This is a genomic window from Pantoea sp. B270, assembly GCF_018726825.1.
Classification (GTDB): Bacteria; Pseudomonadota; Gammaproteobacteria; order Enterobacterales; family Enterobacteriaceae; genus Pantoea; species Pantoea dispersa.
On record NZ_JAHCSX010000003.1, the window covers coordinates 428155 to 443680 of the forward strand.

At 58.0% G+C, this 15526-nt stretch carries 12 protein-coding genes; 6 read left to right on the top strand and 6 right to left on the bottom strand.

Annotated features, from left to right (window positions below):
* Nucleotides 1-3: 3 nt before the first annotated feature.
* From KOL70_RS21410 to KOL70_RS21420, 3 genes are all read left to right on the top strand, one after another.
* Nucleotides 4-1809, top strand: a complete 1806-nt coding sequence (locus KOL70_RS21410; RefSeq protein ID WP_215481558.1) for an Ig-like domain-containing protein — start codon at nucleotides 4-6, stop codon at nucleotides 1807-1809.
* Nucleotides 1810-2005: 196 nt separating this feature from the next.
* Nucleotides 2006-4201, top strand: a complete 2196-nt coding sequence (locus tag KOL70_RS21415) for an Ig-like domain-containing protein (protein WP_215481559.1) — start codon at nucleotides 2006-2008, stop codon at nucleotides 4199-4201.
* A 6-nt stretch (nucleotides 4202-4207) separates the two neighbouring features.
* Entirely contained in the window at nucleotides 4208-4363 is a 156-nt protein-coding gene (locus KOL70_RS21420; protein ID WP_215481560.1) for a hypothetical protein, read from the top strand.
* A gap of 112 nt (nucleotides 4364-4475) precedes the next feature.
* Here the strand turns inward: KOL70_RS21420 and exbD are convergent, their stop codons facing one another.
* Complete coding sequence (gene exbD / locus KOL70_RS21425; RefSeq protein WP_021509588.1) at nucleotides 4476-4898, bottom strand: TonB system transport protein ExbD; 423 nt, start codon at nucleotides 4896-4898, stop codon at nucleotides 4476-4478.
* A gap of 5 nt (nucleotides 4899-4903) precedes the next feature.
* Nucleotides 4904-5632, bottom strand: a complete 729-nt coding sequence (gene exbB / locus KOL70_RS21430; protein ID WP_031280126.1) for a tol-pal system-associated acyl-CoA thioesterase — start codon at nucleotides 5630-5632, stop codon at nucleotides 4904-4906.
* A 701-nt stretch (nucleotides 5633-6333) separates the two neighbouring features.
* Here exbB and metC point away from each other — a divergent pair.
* Together metC and KOL70_RS21440 are read left to right on the top strand one after the other, a co-directional pair.
* Nucleotides 6334-7524: a cystathionine beta-lyase gene (gene metC, locus KOL70_RS21435; protein WP_021509590.1), complete on the top strand. Its 1191-nt coding sequence runs from the start codon at nucleotides 6334-6336 to the stop codon at nucleotides 7522-7524.
* Between the two features lie 105 nt (nucleotides 7525-7629).
* A complete protein-coding gene (locus KOL70_RS21440; protein ID WP_021509591.1) occupies nucleotides 7630-8289 on the top strand; it encodes a DedA family protein in 660 nt (219 codons plus the stop codon).
* Between the two features lie 21 nt (nucleotides 8290-8310).
* Here the strand turns inward: KOL70_RS21440 and KOL70_RS21445 are convergent, their stop codons facing one another.
* Complete coding sequence (locus KOL70_RS21445; protein ID WP_058771382.1) at nucleotides 8311-9228, bottom strand: AraC family transcriptional regulator; 918 nt, start codon at nucleotides 9226-9228, stop codon at nucleotides 8311-8313.
* Between the two features lie 205 nt (nucleotides 9229-9433).
* Between KOL70_RS21445 and dkgA the strand changes: the two genes are divergently transcribed.
* Nucleotides 9434-10261, top strand: a complete 828-nt coding sequence (gene dkgA / locus KOL70_RS21450; RefSeq protein ID WP_021509593.1) for a 2,5-didehydrogluconate reductase DkgA — start codon at nucleotides 9434-9436, stop codon at nucleotides 10259-10261.
* 422 nt (nucleotides 10262-10683) lie between these two features.
* On the opposite strand, the gene ftsP is transcribed toward dkgA, so the two are convergent.
* From ftsP to parC, 3 genes are all read right to left on the bottom strand, one after another.
* Nucleotides 10684-12111 (bottom strand): cell division protein FtsP, encoded by a 1428-nt coding sequence (ftsP, locus tag KOL70_RS21455; protein ID WP_031280127.1) that lies wholly within the window; start codon nucleotides 12109-12111, stop codon nucleotides 10684-10686.
* 267 nt (nucleotides 12112-12378) lie between these two features.
* Nucleotides 12379-13116 carry a 1-acylglycerol-3-phosphate O-acyltransferase gene (locus tag KOL70_RS21460; RefSeq protein WP_215481561.1) on the bottom strand — a complete coding sequence of 246 codons (738 nt, stop codon included), beginning with the start codon at nucleotides 13114-13116 and terminating at the stop codon, nucleotides 12379-12381.
* 38 nt (nucleotides 13117-13154) lie between these two features.
* A complete protein-coding gene (gene parC, locus KOL70_RS21465) occupies nucleotides 13155-15428 on the bottom strand; it encodes a DNA topoisomerase IV subunit A (RefSeq protein ID WP_021509596.1) in 2274 nt (757 codons plus the stop codon).
* Nucleotides 15429-15526 lie beyond the last annotated feature (98 nt).

Here is a 15526-nt window from a genome sequence, read left to right on the forward strand (position 1 = left end):
ATCATGAACCAGATTCTTAACGCCACTTACCGCTACACCGACGACCCGCGCCGCGGCTACAGCGGCACCAGTCCGCAGGCGCGCAACGGCTTTGCGGAAATCGTCATCGACGGCAACAAGCCGTACACAGTCATTGTCGGCCCGGACGGCCGCTGGAGCTGGACGCCGCCCGCCGACTGGACACCAGGCGAACACGTCGTGTCGGTGCGCATGATTGATGCCGCCGGCAACATCGGTGACCCCGCCCAGTTCATTCAGGTGGTCGACTACACGGCGCCGGACGCGCCGCGCCTGCTCAATATGTACGATGACCAGGGCGACATCACCGGCAGCTTCGACGCCGGACGCATGACCGACGACCGCCGCCCGACCCTGACCGGCGTCGCGGAAAAGGGCACCGTGGTGTACCTCAAAGAGGGCGACACGGTGATTGGCAGCGCGCAGGCCGACGCCATCACCGGTATCTGGACGCTGGAGCCGGACGCCGACCTGAGCGACGGCACCCATCAGCTGACGCTGGTGGCGGTCGAAACCTTCAACGGCAAGCTGCGCGAGGGCGAACCGTCTGCGCCGTTTGAGCTGCTGATTGGCCGCGACGGCGCTGCCGCCACGGTGATTTCCCACGCGGTGGATGATGCCGGCCCGGTCACCGGTTCGCTGCTGAGCGGCGCGCTCACCGACGACGCCACGCCGCAGCTGCACGGCAGCGCCCCGGCGGGCAGCACGGTTTTCGTGCAGTACCGTAACGCCAGCGGCGAATGGGTCGACGGCGGCGCGGCGCAGATGGACGGCTCCCGCTGGAGCTGGACGCCACCGGCTGAGCTGGAAGCGGGCAGCTGGGAGTTTCGCGCCGGTCAGGAAGGCAGCTGGAGCGACAGCTTTACGCTCGACATCGCCTTCGCCGGCAGCGACGCGCTGCACGCCACGCTGACCCACGCCACTGACGACTTTGGCCCGGTCACCGGCACGCTGCTGAGCGGCGCGCTCACCGATGACACCACGCCAACCCTTAGCGGGCGCGGCGAAGCCAACAGCACCGTGGTGGTGCGCTACGGTGCCTTCGGCGAGTTCACCCATTCAGCAGTGGTAACGGTGGGCGCGGACAGCAACTGGAGCTTCACGCCGCCGGCGCTGGAGTACGGCGTCTGGTCGTTTGCCGCGCAGGCGCAGGGCGACAGCCAGTGGAGCGATACGTTTGAGCTGGTCCTGATGCCGGGCGGCCAGCACACGCCAGAAATCCTCCGCGTGTATGACGACGTGGCGCTGTATATCGGCGAAGTCAGCAACGGCGGCATCACTAATGACCGCCAGCCGGAGCTGAGCGGCGTCGCCGAGGCCAACAGCGTGCTCAACGTCTACGACGGCAGCACGCTGATCGGCAGCGTGCAGGTCGGCGCAGACGGCAACTGGCGCTTTATCACGCCAGAGCTCAGCGATGACTCGCACAGCCTCAGCGTCAGCTACGGCGCTTACGACGCTGGCCTGCCGGCGTACAGCATCGTCGTGGACGCCACGCCGCCGGGCGAGGTGGAAATCAACGCGCTCGCCCCGCTCGGCCTGACGCTCAGTGACGTGGTGGAAGCCGGTCAGCAGGGCCTGTTCATTGACGACGGCAAAACCCAGATGCGGGTCAGCGGCCAGGCTGGCGACAGCGTGCAGCTCAGCGACATCCTGCCGGAAGGCGAAACGGTCAGTGGCTGGACGCAGCATGCCGGCACCGTCACCATCGCTGGCAGCCAGTACCACGTGTTCAGCCACGGCGACGCGGAACTGCTGGTGCAGGACGGCGTGAAAATCGAGCTGGTGTAATCCCCCGATGCCGTGCGCGCAGCACGGCATAATCCTGCCCTTTACCCCTGTTTTTAATCCGTTCGGATTTTTCTCCCTTCGGGACGTATCTCATACGGCGTGTTACATCATCTATTACAAAATGCGCTCTCTGTAACAAGGCGCAGCGGCCCTCGCTGCGGTGGACCCGACGTAAAAAAACACAGGAATAATCTCCATGGAACTGTTCAATTATGAAGAGGTGAAATACCTCGAGCGCGACACCAACACCCCCACGTTTTTTGGCTATGCAAATTCAGAAATCGGTAAGGGCGGCACCATGCTGATTACCGTCGGCAAAGAGACCTTTACGGTAGATATCGACCCTGCCAACGGCTACTGGAGCTGGACACCTGCAACGCCGCTGGAGGATGGTTACTACAACATGTCTTTCCAGTCGGTTGATAAGGCCGGCAACGTCAGTACGCCCAGTCTGCGTACGCTGATTGTTGATACCACGCCGCCAGCAGCGCCGACGCTGCTGAACATGTACGACGATCAGGGTGACATCACCGGCAGCTTCGATTCTGGCAAGATGACCGACGACCGCCGCCCCACCCTGACCGGTATCGCGGAAAAAGGCGTGATTGTTTATCTGAAAGAAGGCAATACGGTTATCGGCAGCGCGAAGGCGGATGAAAATACCGGGATGTGGAAGATCGAGCCGGAGGTTGACCTTACCGACGGCCAGCATGATTTGACGCTGGTGGCGAATGAAACCTTTGCCGGTAAGGTGCGCGAGGGTGAGGTTTCGGATGCTTTTAGTATCATCATCGGAAAAGATGGCTCAACCCCGCCCGATCCCGGCGCCATTCTGGAAATCACTCACGCAATAGATAATGTCGGCAATGCAACTGGCGAATTGAAAAGTGGCGGACTGACTGATGACACCACACCAGAGCTTTGCGGTAACGCACCAGCAGGTAGCACGGTGAGAATCCAGTATCGAAATGATAAAGGCGAATGGATCGATGCAGGCAACGCAGTGATGGACGGTAGCCGCTGGGGCTGGACACCGAATCCGGCGCTGAGTGCAGGTACCTGGGAGTTCCGAGCCAATGATAGTAGCGGCTGGACTGACGAGTTCATACTTAATATTGATCTATCGGCATCAACTCGCACTGAGATTACTCATGCTTACGATGATTTTGGTCCGTCTACCGGTATGCTCGGTTCTGGTGCGATTACAGACGATACTACTCCTACTTTATACGGCCGTGCCGAAGCTAATAATATTGTCTATATACACTACCGCAACCTAACCGGCATGTGGGACTTATTGGGTAGCGTAATAACTAAAGCAGATGGAACATGGACTTATGAAAGTAAAAATTTGACAGAAGGCCTTTATGAATTCCAGTCAGGGACTTCCGCCACATATACTCCCTCTGGTAAAACCTTCGAATTGCAGATTATAACATCTGGCACAATAGTGCCGAAAATTATATCTGTTTGGGATGATGAGGGAACATCAACAGGCATAATCCGTAATGGCGGGGAAACCGATGACCGAACTCCCACTCTTTCTGGCGTTGCGGAAGCAAACAGTACTGTGGTTATCAAATATACAGACGGTAAGGACACATTTACAGTTTCTGTCTTCTCAAACGACAAAGGCGACTGGAATTATACCCCTCCACCGCTTAAATTCGGCTCGTGGGCGTTTACGGTCTCGACGATAGATAGCGATAAAACCAGCGATAGCTATGTTATAAATATACAGCAATACAATTACGTTAATAGCGGTTGTAATTTTGAGGGTTTACCATCATCTTTAGGAAGCCACATACCTAAACCTTATCCTAGTGTAGGGGTTGGCAGTCAATTTAACTTATACAGCAAATATAATTTCAAAAGTGATTTTGCTATGAAGCCTTTAGCCGGAGTTGTACAACTATCAAACCACTATTATTATGTCGGCAATCAAGCTTACACGGGCAATAATCTTATAATGAGAGAAAACTCTAAAGCAGAGTTCACTGTCCCACCATCGAAAATTTTAGAATTGAACGTTATAGGTGGAAATAAAGGCTATTACATAATAAATTTTTATGACAAAGATAATAACATCATACATTCAGAAAAAGTTTCCGTACCAGAAGGGGTATTGCACCATAAGTTCTCTATCGATGAAGGGTTATTTACTAAGTTTGATATTGAGGTGCGTGACTTAGGAGGATTGTATTTAGATAATTTTATATGGCAAAAAGCCGTTCCGATTGTTAATACAACGATTAATCAGATTGATGAACAACATGACGATGCCATCAATAGTTTATTACAAATTGATCCAGATGAAATCCTTGAGCAAGGACAACAGGATCAGTTTATCGATGATGGTAAGACGCAGTTAATGATTGATAATCATGCCTGAGAAACAGTGCAGCTTAGCGACATCCTGCCGGAAGGCGAAGCGGTCAGCGGCTGGACGCAGCAAACCGGCACCGTGACCATCGCTGGCAACCAGTACCATGTGTTCAGCCACGGCGACGCGGAACTGCTGGTGCAGGACGGCGTAACGGTGAATCTGGTTTAACCGCAGTTTGCCACCGCATAATGACATGGCGGCCTGCTCGGGCCGCCATAATAAAAAAGGTCGTCATGAATGACGACCCTACAGATATGGTGCTGGTATTACGCCGGTGAAACTATTTCTTCACCGTCTCCATGCCCATCAAACCAATCTTCAGATAACCCGCTTCACGCAGCTGATCCATCACCGACATCAGCGTTTCATAATCGACTGATTTATCCGCCTGGAAGAAGATGGTGGTCTCTTTGTTACCTTCGGTTTGCGCAGTGAGCGCGTTCACCAGCGTCTCTTTGGTCACCGCATCGTTACCGATGTAGATCTGTTTATCCGCTTTGATCGACAGATAAACCGGCTTCTCCGGACGCGGCTGCGGCGCGCTGGTGGAGGCAGGCAGATTGACGCGTACATCCACCGTGGCGAGCGGCGCAGCGACCATGAAGATGATCAGCAGCACCAGCATGACATCGATAAACGGCGTCACGTTGATTTCGTGCATTTCGCCATCGCCGACCGCATCATCGTTTAAACGCATCGCCATAATACTTATCCTACGCGCAGTTTCTGGGCCGCCGCCGGACGGTTAACTTCTTTTGCGGTATCGACGTTGCCGAGGTCCAGATCGCGGCTCTGCAGCAGCAGCACCTGCGCCGCCACGTCGCCCAGTGAGGCTTTGTAGCTGGCGATCATGCGGGCGAAGACGTTGTAGATCACCACCGCCGGGATTGCCGCCACCAGGCCAATCGCTGTCGCCAGCAGCGCTTCCGCGATGCCCGGTGCCACCACCGCGAGGTTGGTGGTCTGGGTTTTCGCGATACCGATAAAGCTGTTCATGATGCCCCACACGGTGCCGAACAGACCGATAAATGGCGCGACGGAACCGATGGTGGCGAGGAAGCCGTTACCGCGACCGGCGTGGCGGCTGAAGCCCGCGACGCGACGCTCAAGGCGGAAGCTGGTGCGCTCTTTGATGCCGTCGAGGTCTTCGCTGCCGGCAGAGAGTTCCAGTTCGTTACGCGTGTCGGCGAGCAGCACGGCGCTGTGGCTGTTGGCTTTGAAGTTTTCGGCAGCGCGATACGCGTCATTCAGTGAGCGCGCTTCGCCCAGCGCCAGCTGTTCGCGCTTCAGGCGACGTTTCGCCCCGCTCAGCTCCGCGTATTTGCCAAAGAAAATCGCCCAGGTAACGACCGAGGCCAGCAACAGGCCGATCATCACAATTTTTACCACGATATCGGCATGCTGATACATGCCCCAAACGGAGAGGTCCGTTTGCATCAAGTCACTGGCTACCACGCTGCGTCTCCGACTTCTGTTGCACCGTTCACGATTGAAGCGCGGATCATAGCAAAAAAACCGACCGAAGTGATAGTGGTTCTCATTACTATTTACAAAGCTGTAACCCGCTGAATTGATACGGCGCAATGTTTAGCGCGATAAATCGCGCCGCTACGGTTTGGTGCGGTCTTTGGGATGGAACAGCAGGCACGGTTGCGCGATGAATTGTGCGGCTACGGTTCGGTGCGGTTTGCGGAATGGAGCAGCAGGCACGATTGCGCGATAAATCGCGCCGCTACGGTTGGGTGCGGCTTGCGGAATGGAGCAACAGGCACGGTTGCGCGATAAATCGCGCCGCTACGGTTTGGTGCGGTTTGCGGAATGGAGCAACAGGCACGGTTGCGCGATGAATCGCGCCGCTACGGTTGGGTGCGGTCTGTGGGATGGAGCAACAGGCACGGTTGCGCGATAAATCGCGCCGCTACGATGCGGTGCGACTTGTGGCATTAAGCAAAAATACCGCACGGGTTGTAGCGGCGCAATTTATTGCGCTTTGTTTTTCCGCCGCGTAATAAAAGCCGCAATCAGCCTCTTTCCGCGATTGTGCTGGCGTCACTCTGATATTCGGCAAACGGGCTCAACCCCGCGCCGCGATTCGTGGTAAGTTGAATGCTTTGTGAGACGTGTCAGGAAAGGCAGTGATGGCAACGAAAAAAATTGATACCCGGCTTGTCACCGCGGGACGCAGCAAACGTTACACTCAGGGCTCGGTTAACAGCGTCATTCAGCGCGCATCCTCACTGGTTTTTGACTCCGTCGCGGACAAACAACGCGCCACCGCCGGACGCGCCAGCGGTGAACTGTTTTATGGCCGGCGCGGCACCCTCACCCATTTTTCCTTCCAGGATGCGATGACCGAACTGGAAGGCGGCGCCGGCTGCGTGCTCTATCCGTGCGGTGCGGCCGCGGTCGCCAATGCCATCCTCGCGTTTGTCACCAGCGGCGATCACATTCTGGTCAGCGGCGCGGTGTACGAACCCACCCAGGATTTCTGCACCAAAATTCTCGCGAAGCTTAACGTCACTACCACCTGGTTCGATCACTGCATCGGCAGTGAAATCGGCGAACTGGTGCAGCCGAACACCCGCGTGGTGTTCCTCGAATCACCAGCTTCCATCACCATGGAAGTGCAGGATATTCCGGCGATTGTCGCGGCGGTGCGCGCCAAAGCACCAGACGCGGTGATCATGATTGATAATACCTGGGCGGCGGGCGTGCTGTTTAACGCGCTGGAGCATGGTATCGACATTTCTATCCAGGCCGGCACTAAATACATCATCGGCCACAGCGATGCGATGATCGGCACTGCGGTCGCCAACGAACGCTGCTGGGCGCAGCTGCGCGAAAACTCCTACCTGATGGGCCAGATGGTGGATGCAGACACCGCGTACATGGCCAGCCGCGGCCTGCGCACGCTGGCTACGCGTCTGCGTCAGCACGAAGAGAGCGGCCTGCGCGTGGCCGAGTGGCTGGCGGCGCAGCCGGAAGTGGCGCGCGTCAACCATCCGGCGCTGGCGCAGTGCAAAGGCCACGAGTTCTGGCGGCGCGACTTCAGCGGCAGCAGCGGGCTGTTCTCATTCATCCTGCATGAAAAACTCACCCCGGCGCAGCTGGCAAATTATCTCGATCGCTTCCACCATTTCAGTATGGCCTACTCGTGGGGCGGCTTTGAATCGCTGATTCTGGCGAACCAGCCGGAAGAGCTGGCAGCAATTCGTCCGGCGGGCGGCGTGGATTTTGACGGCACGCTGGTGCGTCTGCATATCGGGCTCGAGCACGTTGACGATCTGCTGGATGACCTGAAAGCCGGTTTTGCCCGCCTGAAAGCGTAAAAAGATAAACCAAACTTAAACCATCCGGTGCGGCGTAGCGGAGATCAACGATTACGCTGTCCCGGACGGTTAAAATACAAGCCTTGTGACTCGATGGGATAGCTGATGGGTGTTTTACATGAGATTGTCCAGGCGCTGTGGCATCAGGATTTTGCCGCGCTGGCCAATCCGGATGTAGTGTGGATTGTCTACGGCGTGATGTTTCTGACGCTGTTCCTGGAAAACGGTTTGCTGCCTGCCTCGTTCCTGCCCGGCGACAGCCTGCTGCTGCTGGCAGGTGCGATGATCGCCAAAGGCGTGATGGATTTTGTGCCGACCATGGTGATTCTGACCACCGCCGCCAGCCTCGGCTGCTGGCTAAGCTATCTGCAGGGGCGCTGGCTTGGTAATACTAAAATCGTCAAAAGCTGGCTGATGCATTTGCCAGCGCAGTACCATCAGCGCGCCTGGCACCTGTTCAACCGCCACGGCCTGATGGCACTGCTGGTTGGCCGCTTTCTGGCCTTCGTGCGCACGCTGCTGCCGACCATGGCGGGCATTTCGGGTTTGCAGAACGGGCGTTTTCAGTTCTTCAACTGGCTGAGCGGCGCGCTGTGGGTCGGAATTGTGGTAGCGATGGGCTACGGCATCAGCCAGGTGCCGTTTATCAAGCGCCACGAAGATCAGGTGATGGCGATCCTGATGGTGCTGCCTATTGTGCTGCTGTTTCTCGGCCTCGGCGGCAGCATTGTGGTGATCTGGAAAAAGCGGCGCCAGAAAGCCTGACCTCTGTGAAGCGCCGCCGTTTCAGGCGGCGTCAAACGGCTGCAGCGCCCCGGTCTGGCGCGCGCGGCTCGCCTCTTCTCCCGGCGTCACGCCAAAGTACCGTTTAAACTCCCGCGAAAACTGTGACGGGCTTTCATAGCCGACGCGCACGGCGGCGGCGCTGGCCTTCAGCCCATCCTGCAGCATCATTAATCGCGCCTGATGCAGACGGTAACGCTTGAGATACTGCAGCGGCGAGGTCTGGGTCACCGCCTTAAAATTATGGTGAAACGCCGAGACGCTCATGTTGACCTCTGCCGCCAGCATTTCCACGCTCAGGCTTTCAGCAAAGTGGTTCTCAATGCGGCGCAGCGCCCGGGCCACCTGGCTGAACTGCGTCTGGCGATTCACCAGCGACAGCAGCGCGCCGCCAATCGGCCCGGTCAGTACGTAATAGATGATTTCACGCACCAGCTGCGGGCCGAGCACGCGGGCGTCACGCGGTTTATCCATCACATCCAGCAGCCGTTCTGCGGCGCACAGCATCTCCTCGCTCAGGAACGCAGAGTGAATGCCGGAGGTTTGCGGCTGCGGCTGAAACTGCTCGTCATCGCCAATGCTTAACAGCAGATCCTGCAAACTGGCCGGATCCACGGTGAGACTCATGCCGGCCAGCGGCTGCTGCGGCGTGGCGTCAGTTTCGCACTCCACCGGCAGCGTGACCGTGAGCATCAGATATTTGGTGGCGTCGTAGCGAAACACCGTGCTGCCGAGGTAGCCGGTTTTGTGTCCCTGAAACAGGATCACGATGCCCGCCGGATACAACATCGGCGTGCGCGGCAGCGGTTCCTCAGCGTAGATCAACCGTACGTTTTCCACCGCACACAGCGGCTTTTGTGGCTCGCGCATCAGTGTGATCACGCGCTGGGCCAGCTGGCGGCAAAGGGCATCGTTCGGCATGGCACTCTCTCGGGCAGCAAAAAACGCAGTGTGCCGCATTGCTGCATAAAGCTCCAGATGGCTGGAGAATCAGGCAAGATTTTTGCAGGATTGCACCGGGCGAAAGTGCCGTTCGGTTGCCACAATGATCCTCAGGTCAGGTTTGTTGACTAGACTTAAGCACATCGTTTCTACGGTAAGTCACTGCAACCGAAAAGGAGTCACTATGGCAGAGCAACCCCGGATTAAACTGCACGACGGCAACATGATGCCGCAACTCGGCCTTGGCGTCTGGCAGGCCAGCATTGATGAAGCGCGCAATGCGGTGCTGGAAGCGCTGAAGGTCGGTTATCGCTCCATCGATACCGCCGCCGCGTATAAAAATGAAGAGGCGATTGGCCAGGCGCTGCAGGAAACCGACGTGGCGCGCGATGAGATCTTTATCACCACCAAACTGTGGAATGATGACCAGCAGAATGTTGAACAGGCGATGGAGACCAGCCTGAAGAAGCTGCAGCTGGAGCAAGTGGATCTCTATCTGATGCACTGGCCGTGCCCGCAGAAAGATCACTACGTGGATGCGTGGAAGAAAATGGTGGAACTGCAGCAGCAGGGCCTGGCGAAAAGTATCGGCGTGTGTAACTTCCATGAGGCGCACCTCAAGCGGCTGATTGATGAAACCGGCGTGTCGCCGGTGGTAAATCAGATTGAACTGCATCCGATGCTGCAGCAACGCACGCTGCATGCATGGAACGCGCTGCATCAGATTCAGACCGAGTCGTGGAGCCCGCTGGCGCAGGGCGGCGAAGGCGTGTTTGATCAGGAGATCATTCGCGAGCTGGCGAAGAAGTACAGTAAGACGCCGGCGCAGATTGTGATTCGCTGGCATCTGGACAGCGGCCTGGTAGTGATTCCGAAATCGGTGACGCCGGCGCGCATTCAGGAGAACTTCCAGGTGTTTGATTTCCGGCTGGATAAGTCAGAAGTGAGCGAGATCGCGAAGCTGGATAAAGGCAAGCGGCTGGGACCGGATCCGGAAGAGTTTAATGGGTGACGTGTGACGAGGGTGTCGTGGATGAGTGGTGCGGTTTGCCCCCTCACCCCGGCCCTCTCCCGCACGCGGGAGAGGGAGATGTCCGCGCAAATCTGAAGCGGTGTGCCAGTGGGTAACACTGTGCGACCAGGCACCCTCACCCCGGCCCTCTCCCGCACGCGGGAGAGGGAGTTGTCCGCGCAAATCTAAAGCGGTATGCCAGTGTGTAATACTGTGCAACCAAGTCCCCCTCACCCCGGCCCTCTCCCGCATGCGGGAGAGGGAGGTGTCCGCGCAAATCTGAAGCGGTGTGCCAGTGGGGAATATTGCACAAAACGGTCCCCTCTCCCGCTGGCGGGAGAGGGTTAGGGTGAGGGAACAGCAACGCTCCTCGTCCCCGGTTCTCTCCCGCGCGGGTTAGGGTGAGGGAAAAGAAACGCACCTCACCCGACCGGATTCACCACCATCTGCCCTGCCGTGCCGCGATCGGCGAGCTCCAGCGTCTGGCTATAATAGACAAACGGGAAATGCTCTGACGAACTCTGCGGGAAACTCACCAGCAGTTCGACATCGCCGTCCACCCAGACCGTATCTTTCCAGCCGCGATCTTCTCCCATCGACTGCGCGCCGTTGACGCTCTTAATCAGGAACATCACGCCCTGAATATGCAGCGACTGCGGTCGGTCGGCGTGAATGATCCAGCGCTCAAAGGTGCCCTGCTGCACCGTCGTATCGATGCGATTCATGTCCCACAGCACACCGTTAATCCCCGGCGTGCCGTCGCCGAGGCGGAATTCACGCGTGCGCACCGCCACGCCATCGAGAATCTGATCCGCCAGCAGGCGCATCGGCAGGTTGTCGGTCACCAGCGGCAGCAGGCCGGTTGGACGCAGCGTTAGCACCAGCGTATTGGTCAGAATCGATGAGGGCTCAAACAGCCCGCGCAGACGATCCATAATGCCTGCCGCCGTGCCTGCGGTGATCGACACTTCATCGCCCTGCGACATGTCCACCAGCACTTCGCGACGTTCACCCGGCGCGAGCGACAGCGTTTGCACCGCTACCGGCGCGGGCAGGAAGCCCTGATCGCTGGCGATCACCGTAAACGGCCGGTTGTCGCTAAAGCTGAGATCGAAACGGCGTGCATTGGCCGCATTCAGCAGGCGCAAACGCACCCAGCCGCGCGACACTTCGACATACGGGTTTTGCACGCCGTTAACCAGCAGCGTATCGCCGAGAAACCCGCCGTCCGACGGTGGGTTATAAACCGGCGTGGCAAAGTTATCGAGGCGCTTGTCCTGAATAATCAGCGGAAAATCATCGACGCCGTAATGCTTCGGCAGCGGCAGCGCTTTGCTGATGTCATCTTCGATCAGCCACATGCCTGCCAGGCCGTTATAGACGTGCGGCGCCATGCGATTCGGCGTGTTGGCGTGATACCACAGCGTGGCTGCGCCCTGACGAATCGGCAGCACCGGTGCCCAGTCTACGCCAGCGGACATCATGCGCGGCGCACCGCCCATCAGCGCGCCCGGCACCTGCAAACCGCTGACTGTCATCGCCACCGGTTCATTTAGGCGGTTGCTGTAGATCAGTTTGACATCATCGCCGCTGTAAACGCGCACCGTCGGGCCAAGGTACAGGCCGTTAATGCCCCATACCGGCACTTTGTTGCTGTTGCCGTTGAAGGACCAGTGGCTGCGCTGCAGCGTAAGGAACAGCGGCTGACCGCGGCGTGATTCGATCAGCGGCGGCACCGGCAAAGGCACATCGCCCAGTGGCGCGGCGGCGCGGGCGGCGTAAGGCATAACGCTGGAAGCCAGCGCCATACCGGCAGAAAGCTGAATAAACTGACGTCTGCTGCAAGACATAAAACTTCAGACCTTTTGAGCGTGGCGTGAAGACGCCGTGTCCATGTTGTTATTTTTAATCGTGTTGTGAAGCGCCCGACTGGCGCGGCTGTGTGTCCGGGTCAGGTCAATGCGCATCCGGGACCCGGTGCGCATGAATGCGCACCCTACAAGCGGCGGGGCCCGGTGCGCATGAATGCGCATCCTACAAATGGCGGGATCCGCAGCAAATCAATGCACCCGACAGATCGAGCCATTGCGCGCTGCGGGTGAGCCATTTTTTGCCGGCTAGATTTTACCGTTTTTTTCGCGTTCGGCGACTTCAGCGTTCAACTCTTCCAGCTTAGCAGACATTAATTCACGGCAGTGGGTCGCCAGTTTACGTACCGACGTGGTTTCAAACTGCGTGGTATCCACTGGCGGCAGCATTTCCACGATCACTAAGCCATTGTTCCAGCGATTCAGTTTGATTTTGCCGTGGGTGTTAGAGACCACCACCGGGATGATCGGCACGCCCGCCGCCACCGCCGCATGGAACGCACCGGTCTTGAACGGCAGCAGACCGCGTCCGCGACTGCGCGTCCCTTCCGGGAACATCCAGAAGGAAATTTTCTTCTTTTTGAACTGCGCCACCAGCTCGCCGATGGTGCCGTGCGCTTTGGCGCGGTTATCGCGGTCGATCAGCAGGTTACCGGTCAGCCAGTAAAGCTGGCCGAAGAACGGGATCCACAGCAGGCTTTTCTTGCCCACCGTGACCGTGGTCGGCTGCACGATATTGGCAGCGGTGATCATGTCGTAGTTGTTCTGATGGTTAGCGATGTAAATCGCGTTGCCGTAGCTTTCGGCATTCGCCGGTTTACGCAGTTCGACTTTGACGCCAAACACCGTCGACAGACGACCAAACATGTGACCAAAGGTCGCCACGTGGCGCGGATTACGCGGTGAAAACAGACACCAGATGCTGCCAAACACACAAACCAGAATCGAATAAATCACAACGATCAACGTGCGTAAAATTAGTAACATAGCTTCCTCAAATGTGGCAGTCCTTCGCCTTTTCAGTCTTACTCTTCGCTATTCGCGTCACTTTTTGGCCGCGCTGGCGCATTCACTTCCACGCTATCGATCCGCTGCAGTCCGCGCGATACGCTACCGCGACGGCCGCGCTCAGCACGCACTTTCTGCAGATCTTCATCACGCATGATCAGCTTACGCTTGCCGACATAGATAGTGATGGAACTGCCCGGCGGCAGAATCAGCAGCCACTGCAGCTTGTCCACGCCCGCGGCGGCGTCCGCGGACGGAATCGAGATAATTTTGTTGCCCTTGCCTTTCGACATCTGGGGCAGATCGGCCACCGGGAACATCAGCATCCGCCCCGCCTGGGTGATGGCCAGCAACATGTCGTCGCCAGAGTGCACCGCCAGCGGCGTCATCACTTTGGCGTTTTCCGGCAGCGTCAGCAGCGCTTTACCGGCGCGGTTGCGCGACACCAGATCGGCAAAGGTACAGATGAAGCCGTAGCCGGCATCGGAGGCCATCAGCAGCTTCTGATCGTCCGCTTCCATCAGCACCTGCTCAATCACCGCGCCCGGCGGTGGCGTCAGCTTACCGGTGAGCGGCTCGCCCTGCCCGCGCGCCGACGGCAGCGAGGTCGGATCCAGCGTATAGCTGCGGCCGGTGGAGTCAATAAACGCCACCGGCTGGTTGCTCTTGCCGCGCGCGGCGGCACGGTAGCTGTCACCCGCTTTGTAGCTTAATCCCGCCGGATCGATATCGTGACCTTTGGCGCTGCGCACCCAGCCCATCTGCGACAGCACAATGGTGACCGGCTCAGCGCTCACCAGCTCGTTCTCGCTCAGCGCTTTCGCTTCTTCACGTTCATGCAGCGGCGAGCGGCGATCGTCGCCGTAGGTCTGGCTATCGGCCAGCAGTTCTTTCTTCAGCAGGTTACTCATTTTGCGATCAGAGGCGAGGATCGCCTGCAGCTGATCGCGCTCTTTTTCCAGCTCGGCCTGTTCACCGCGAATCTTCATCTCTTCCAGTTTGGCGAGATGGCGCAGTTTCAGCTCCAGAATCGCTTCGGCCTGGGTTTCGCTGATGTCAAAGCGCGACATCAGCACCGGCTTCGGCTCATCCTCGCTGCGGATGATGTGAATCACCTCATCAATATTGAGGAACGCCACCAGCAAACCTTCGAGGATATGCAGACGACGCAGCACGCGTTCCAGGCGATGATTGAGACGGCGTGTCACGGTATCGCGGCGGTACACCAGCCATTCCGAAAGGATCTCCAGCAGGTTTTTCACCGCCGGACGGTTATCCAGCCCGATCATGTTGAGGTTAACGCGGTAGCTCTTCTCCAGATCGGTAGTGGCAAACAGGTGGTTCATTACCTGATCGAGATCCACCCGATTGGAGCGCGGCACAATCACCAGCCGCGTCGGGTTTTCGTGATCCGATTCATCGCGCAGATCCTCCACCATCGGCAGCTTTTTATTGCGCATCTGGCTGGCGATCTGCTCCAGCACGCGCGCACCCGACACCTGATGCGGCAGCGCGGTGATCACCACCTCGCCATCCTCTTTTTTCCACACCGCACGCTGGCGGATTGAACCACGGCCGTTCTGGTAGATCTTGCGGATCTCGTCGCGTGGCGTGATGATCTCGGCTTCGGTCGGGAAGTCCGGCCCCTGCACGATCTCCAGCAGCTCATCCAGCGTGGTGTTGGGTTTGTCGATCAGGCGCACCGCGGCTTCGGCCACTTCGCGCAGGTTGTGCGGCGGAATGTCGGTCGCCATACCCACGGCGATGCCGGTGGTGCCGTTGAGCAGGATGTTCGGCAGGCGCGCCGGCAGCATTTTCGGCTCCTGCAGCGTGCCGTCGAAGTTCGGGATGTAATCCACCGTGCCCTGCCCCAGCTCGCTGAGCAGCACTTCGGCATATTTCGACAGGCGCGATTCTGTGTAACGCATCGCGGCAAAGGATTTCGGATCGTCCGGCGCACCCCAGTTGCCCTGACCATCCACCAGCGGATAACGGTAGGAGAACGGCTGCGCCATCAGCACCATGGCTTCATAGCAGGCGCTGTCGCCGTGCGGATGGTATTTACCCAGCACGTCACCCACGGTACGCGCCGATTTCTTGAATTTTGCGCTGGCGTTAAGCCCCAGCTCGGACATGGCATAAACAATGCGGCGCTGCACCGGCTTGAGACCGTCACCGATGTACGGCAGCGCACGGTCCATGATCACGTACATGGAGTAGTTCAGGTACGCGTTTTCAGTAAACTTGTGCAGGGCAAGACGCTCTGCGCCATCCTGTGTCATTTCACTCATTAAGCTGGCATCCTCACTTCGTGGCCCGCAACGGCGGGTCATCCGGCGGTCATTTGGCGAGGATAGTACCTTATTCGCGGGATTTAGTCACAGGGAAG

What these genes read in the sequence shown, in the direction of transcription:
- KOL70_RS21410 (WP_215481558.1), top strand. Translation starts at nt 4, where the DNA reads ATGAACCAGATTCTTAACGCCACTTACCGCTACACCGACGACCCGCGC.
- KOL70_RS21415 (WP_215481559.1), top strand. Translation starts at nt 2,006, where the DNA reads ATGGAACTGTTCAATTATGAAGAGGTGAAATACCTCGAGCGCGACACC.
- exbD (WP_021509588.1), bottom strand. Translation starts at nt 4,898, where the DNA reads ATGGCGATGCGTTTAAACGATGATGCGGTCGGCGATGGCGAAATGCAC.
- exbB (WP_031280126.1), bottom strand. Translation starts at nt 5,632, where the DNA reads ATGCAAACGGACCTCTCCGTTTGGGGCATGTATCAGCATGCCGATATC.
- metC (WP_021509590.1), top strand. Translation starts at nt 6,334, where the DNA reads ATGGCAACGAAAAAAATTGATACCCGGCTTGTCACCGCGGGACGCAGC.
- KOL70_RS21440 (WP_021509591.1), top strand. Translation starts at nt 7,630, where the DNA reads ATGGGTGTTTTACATGAGATTGTCCAGGCGCTGTGGCATCAGGATTTT.
- KOL70_RS21445 (WP_058771382.1), bottom strand. Translation starts at nt 9,228, where the DNA reads ATGCCGAACGATGCCCTTTGCCGCCAGCTGGCCCAGCGCGTGATCACA.
- dkgA (WP_021509593.1), top strand. Translation starts at nt 9,434, where the DNA reads ATGGCAGAGCAACCCCGGATTAAACTGCACGACGGCAACATGATGCCG.
- ftsP (WP_031280127.1), bottom strand. Translation starts at nt 12,111, where the DNA reads ATGTCTTGCAGCAGACGTCAGTTTATTCAGCTTTCTGCCGGTATGGCG.
- KOL70_RS21460 (WP_215481561.1), bottom strand. Translation starts at nt 13,116, where the DNA reads ATGTTACTAATTTTACGCACGTTGATCGTTGTGATTTATTCGATTCTG.
- parC (WP_021509596.1), bottom strand. Translation starts at nt 15,428, where the DNA reads ATGAGTGAAATGACACAGGATGGCGCAGAGCGTCTTGCCCTGCACAAG.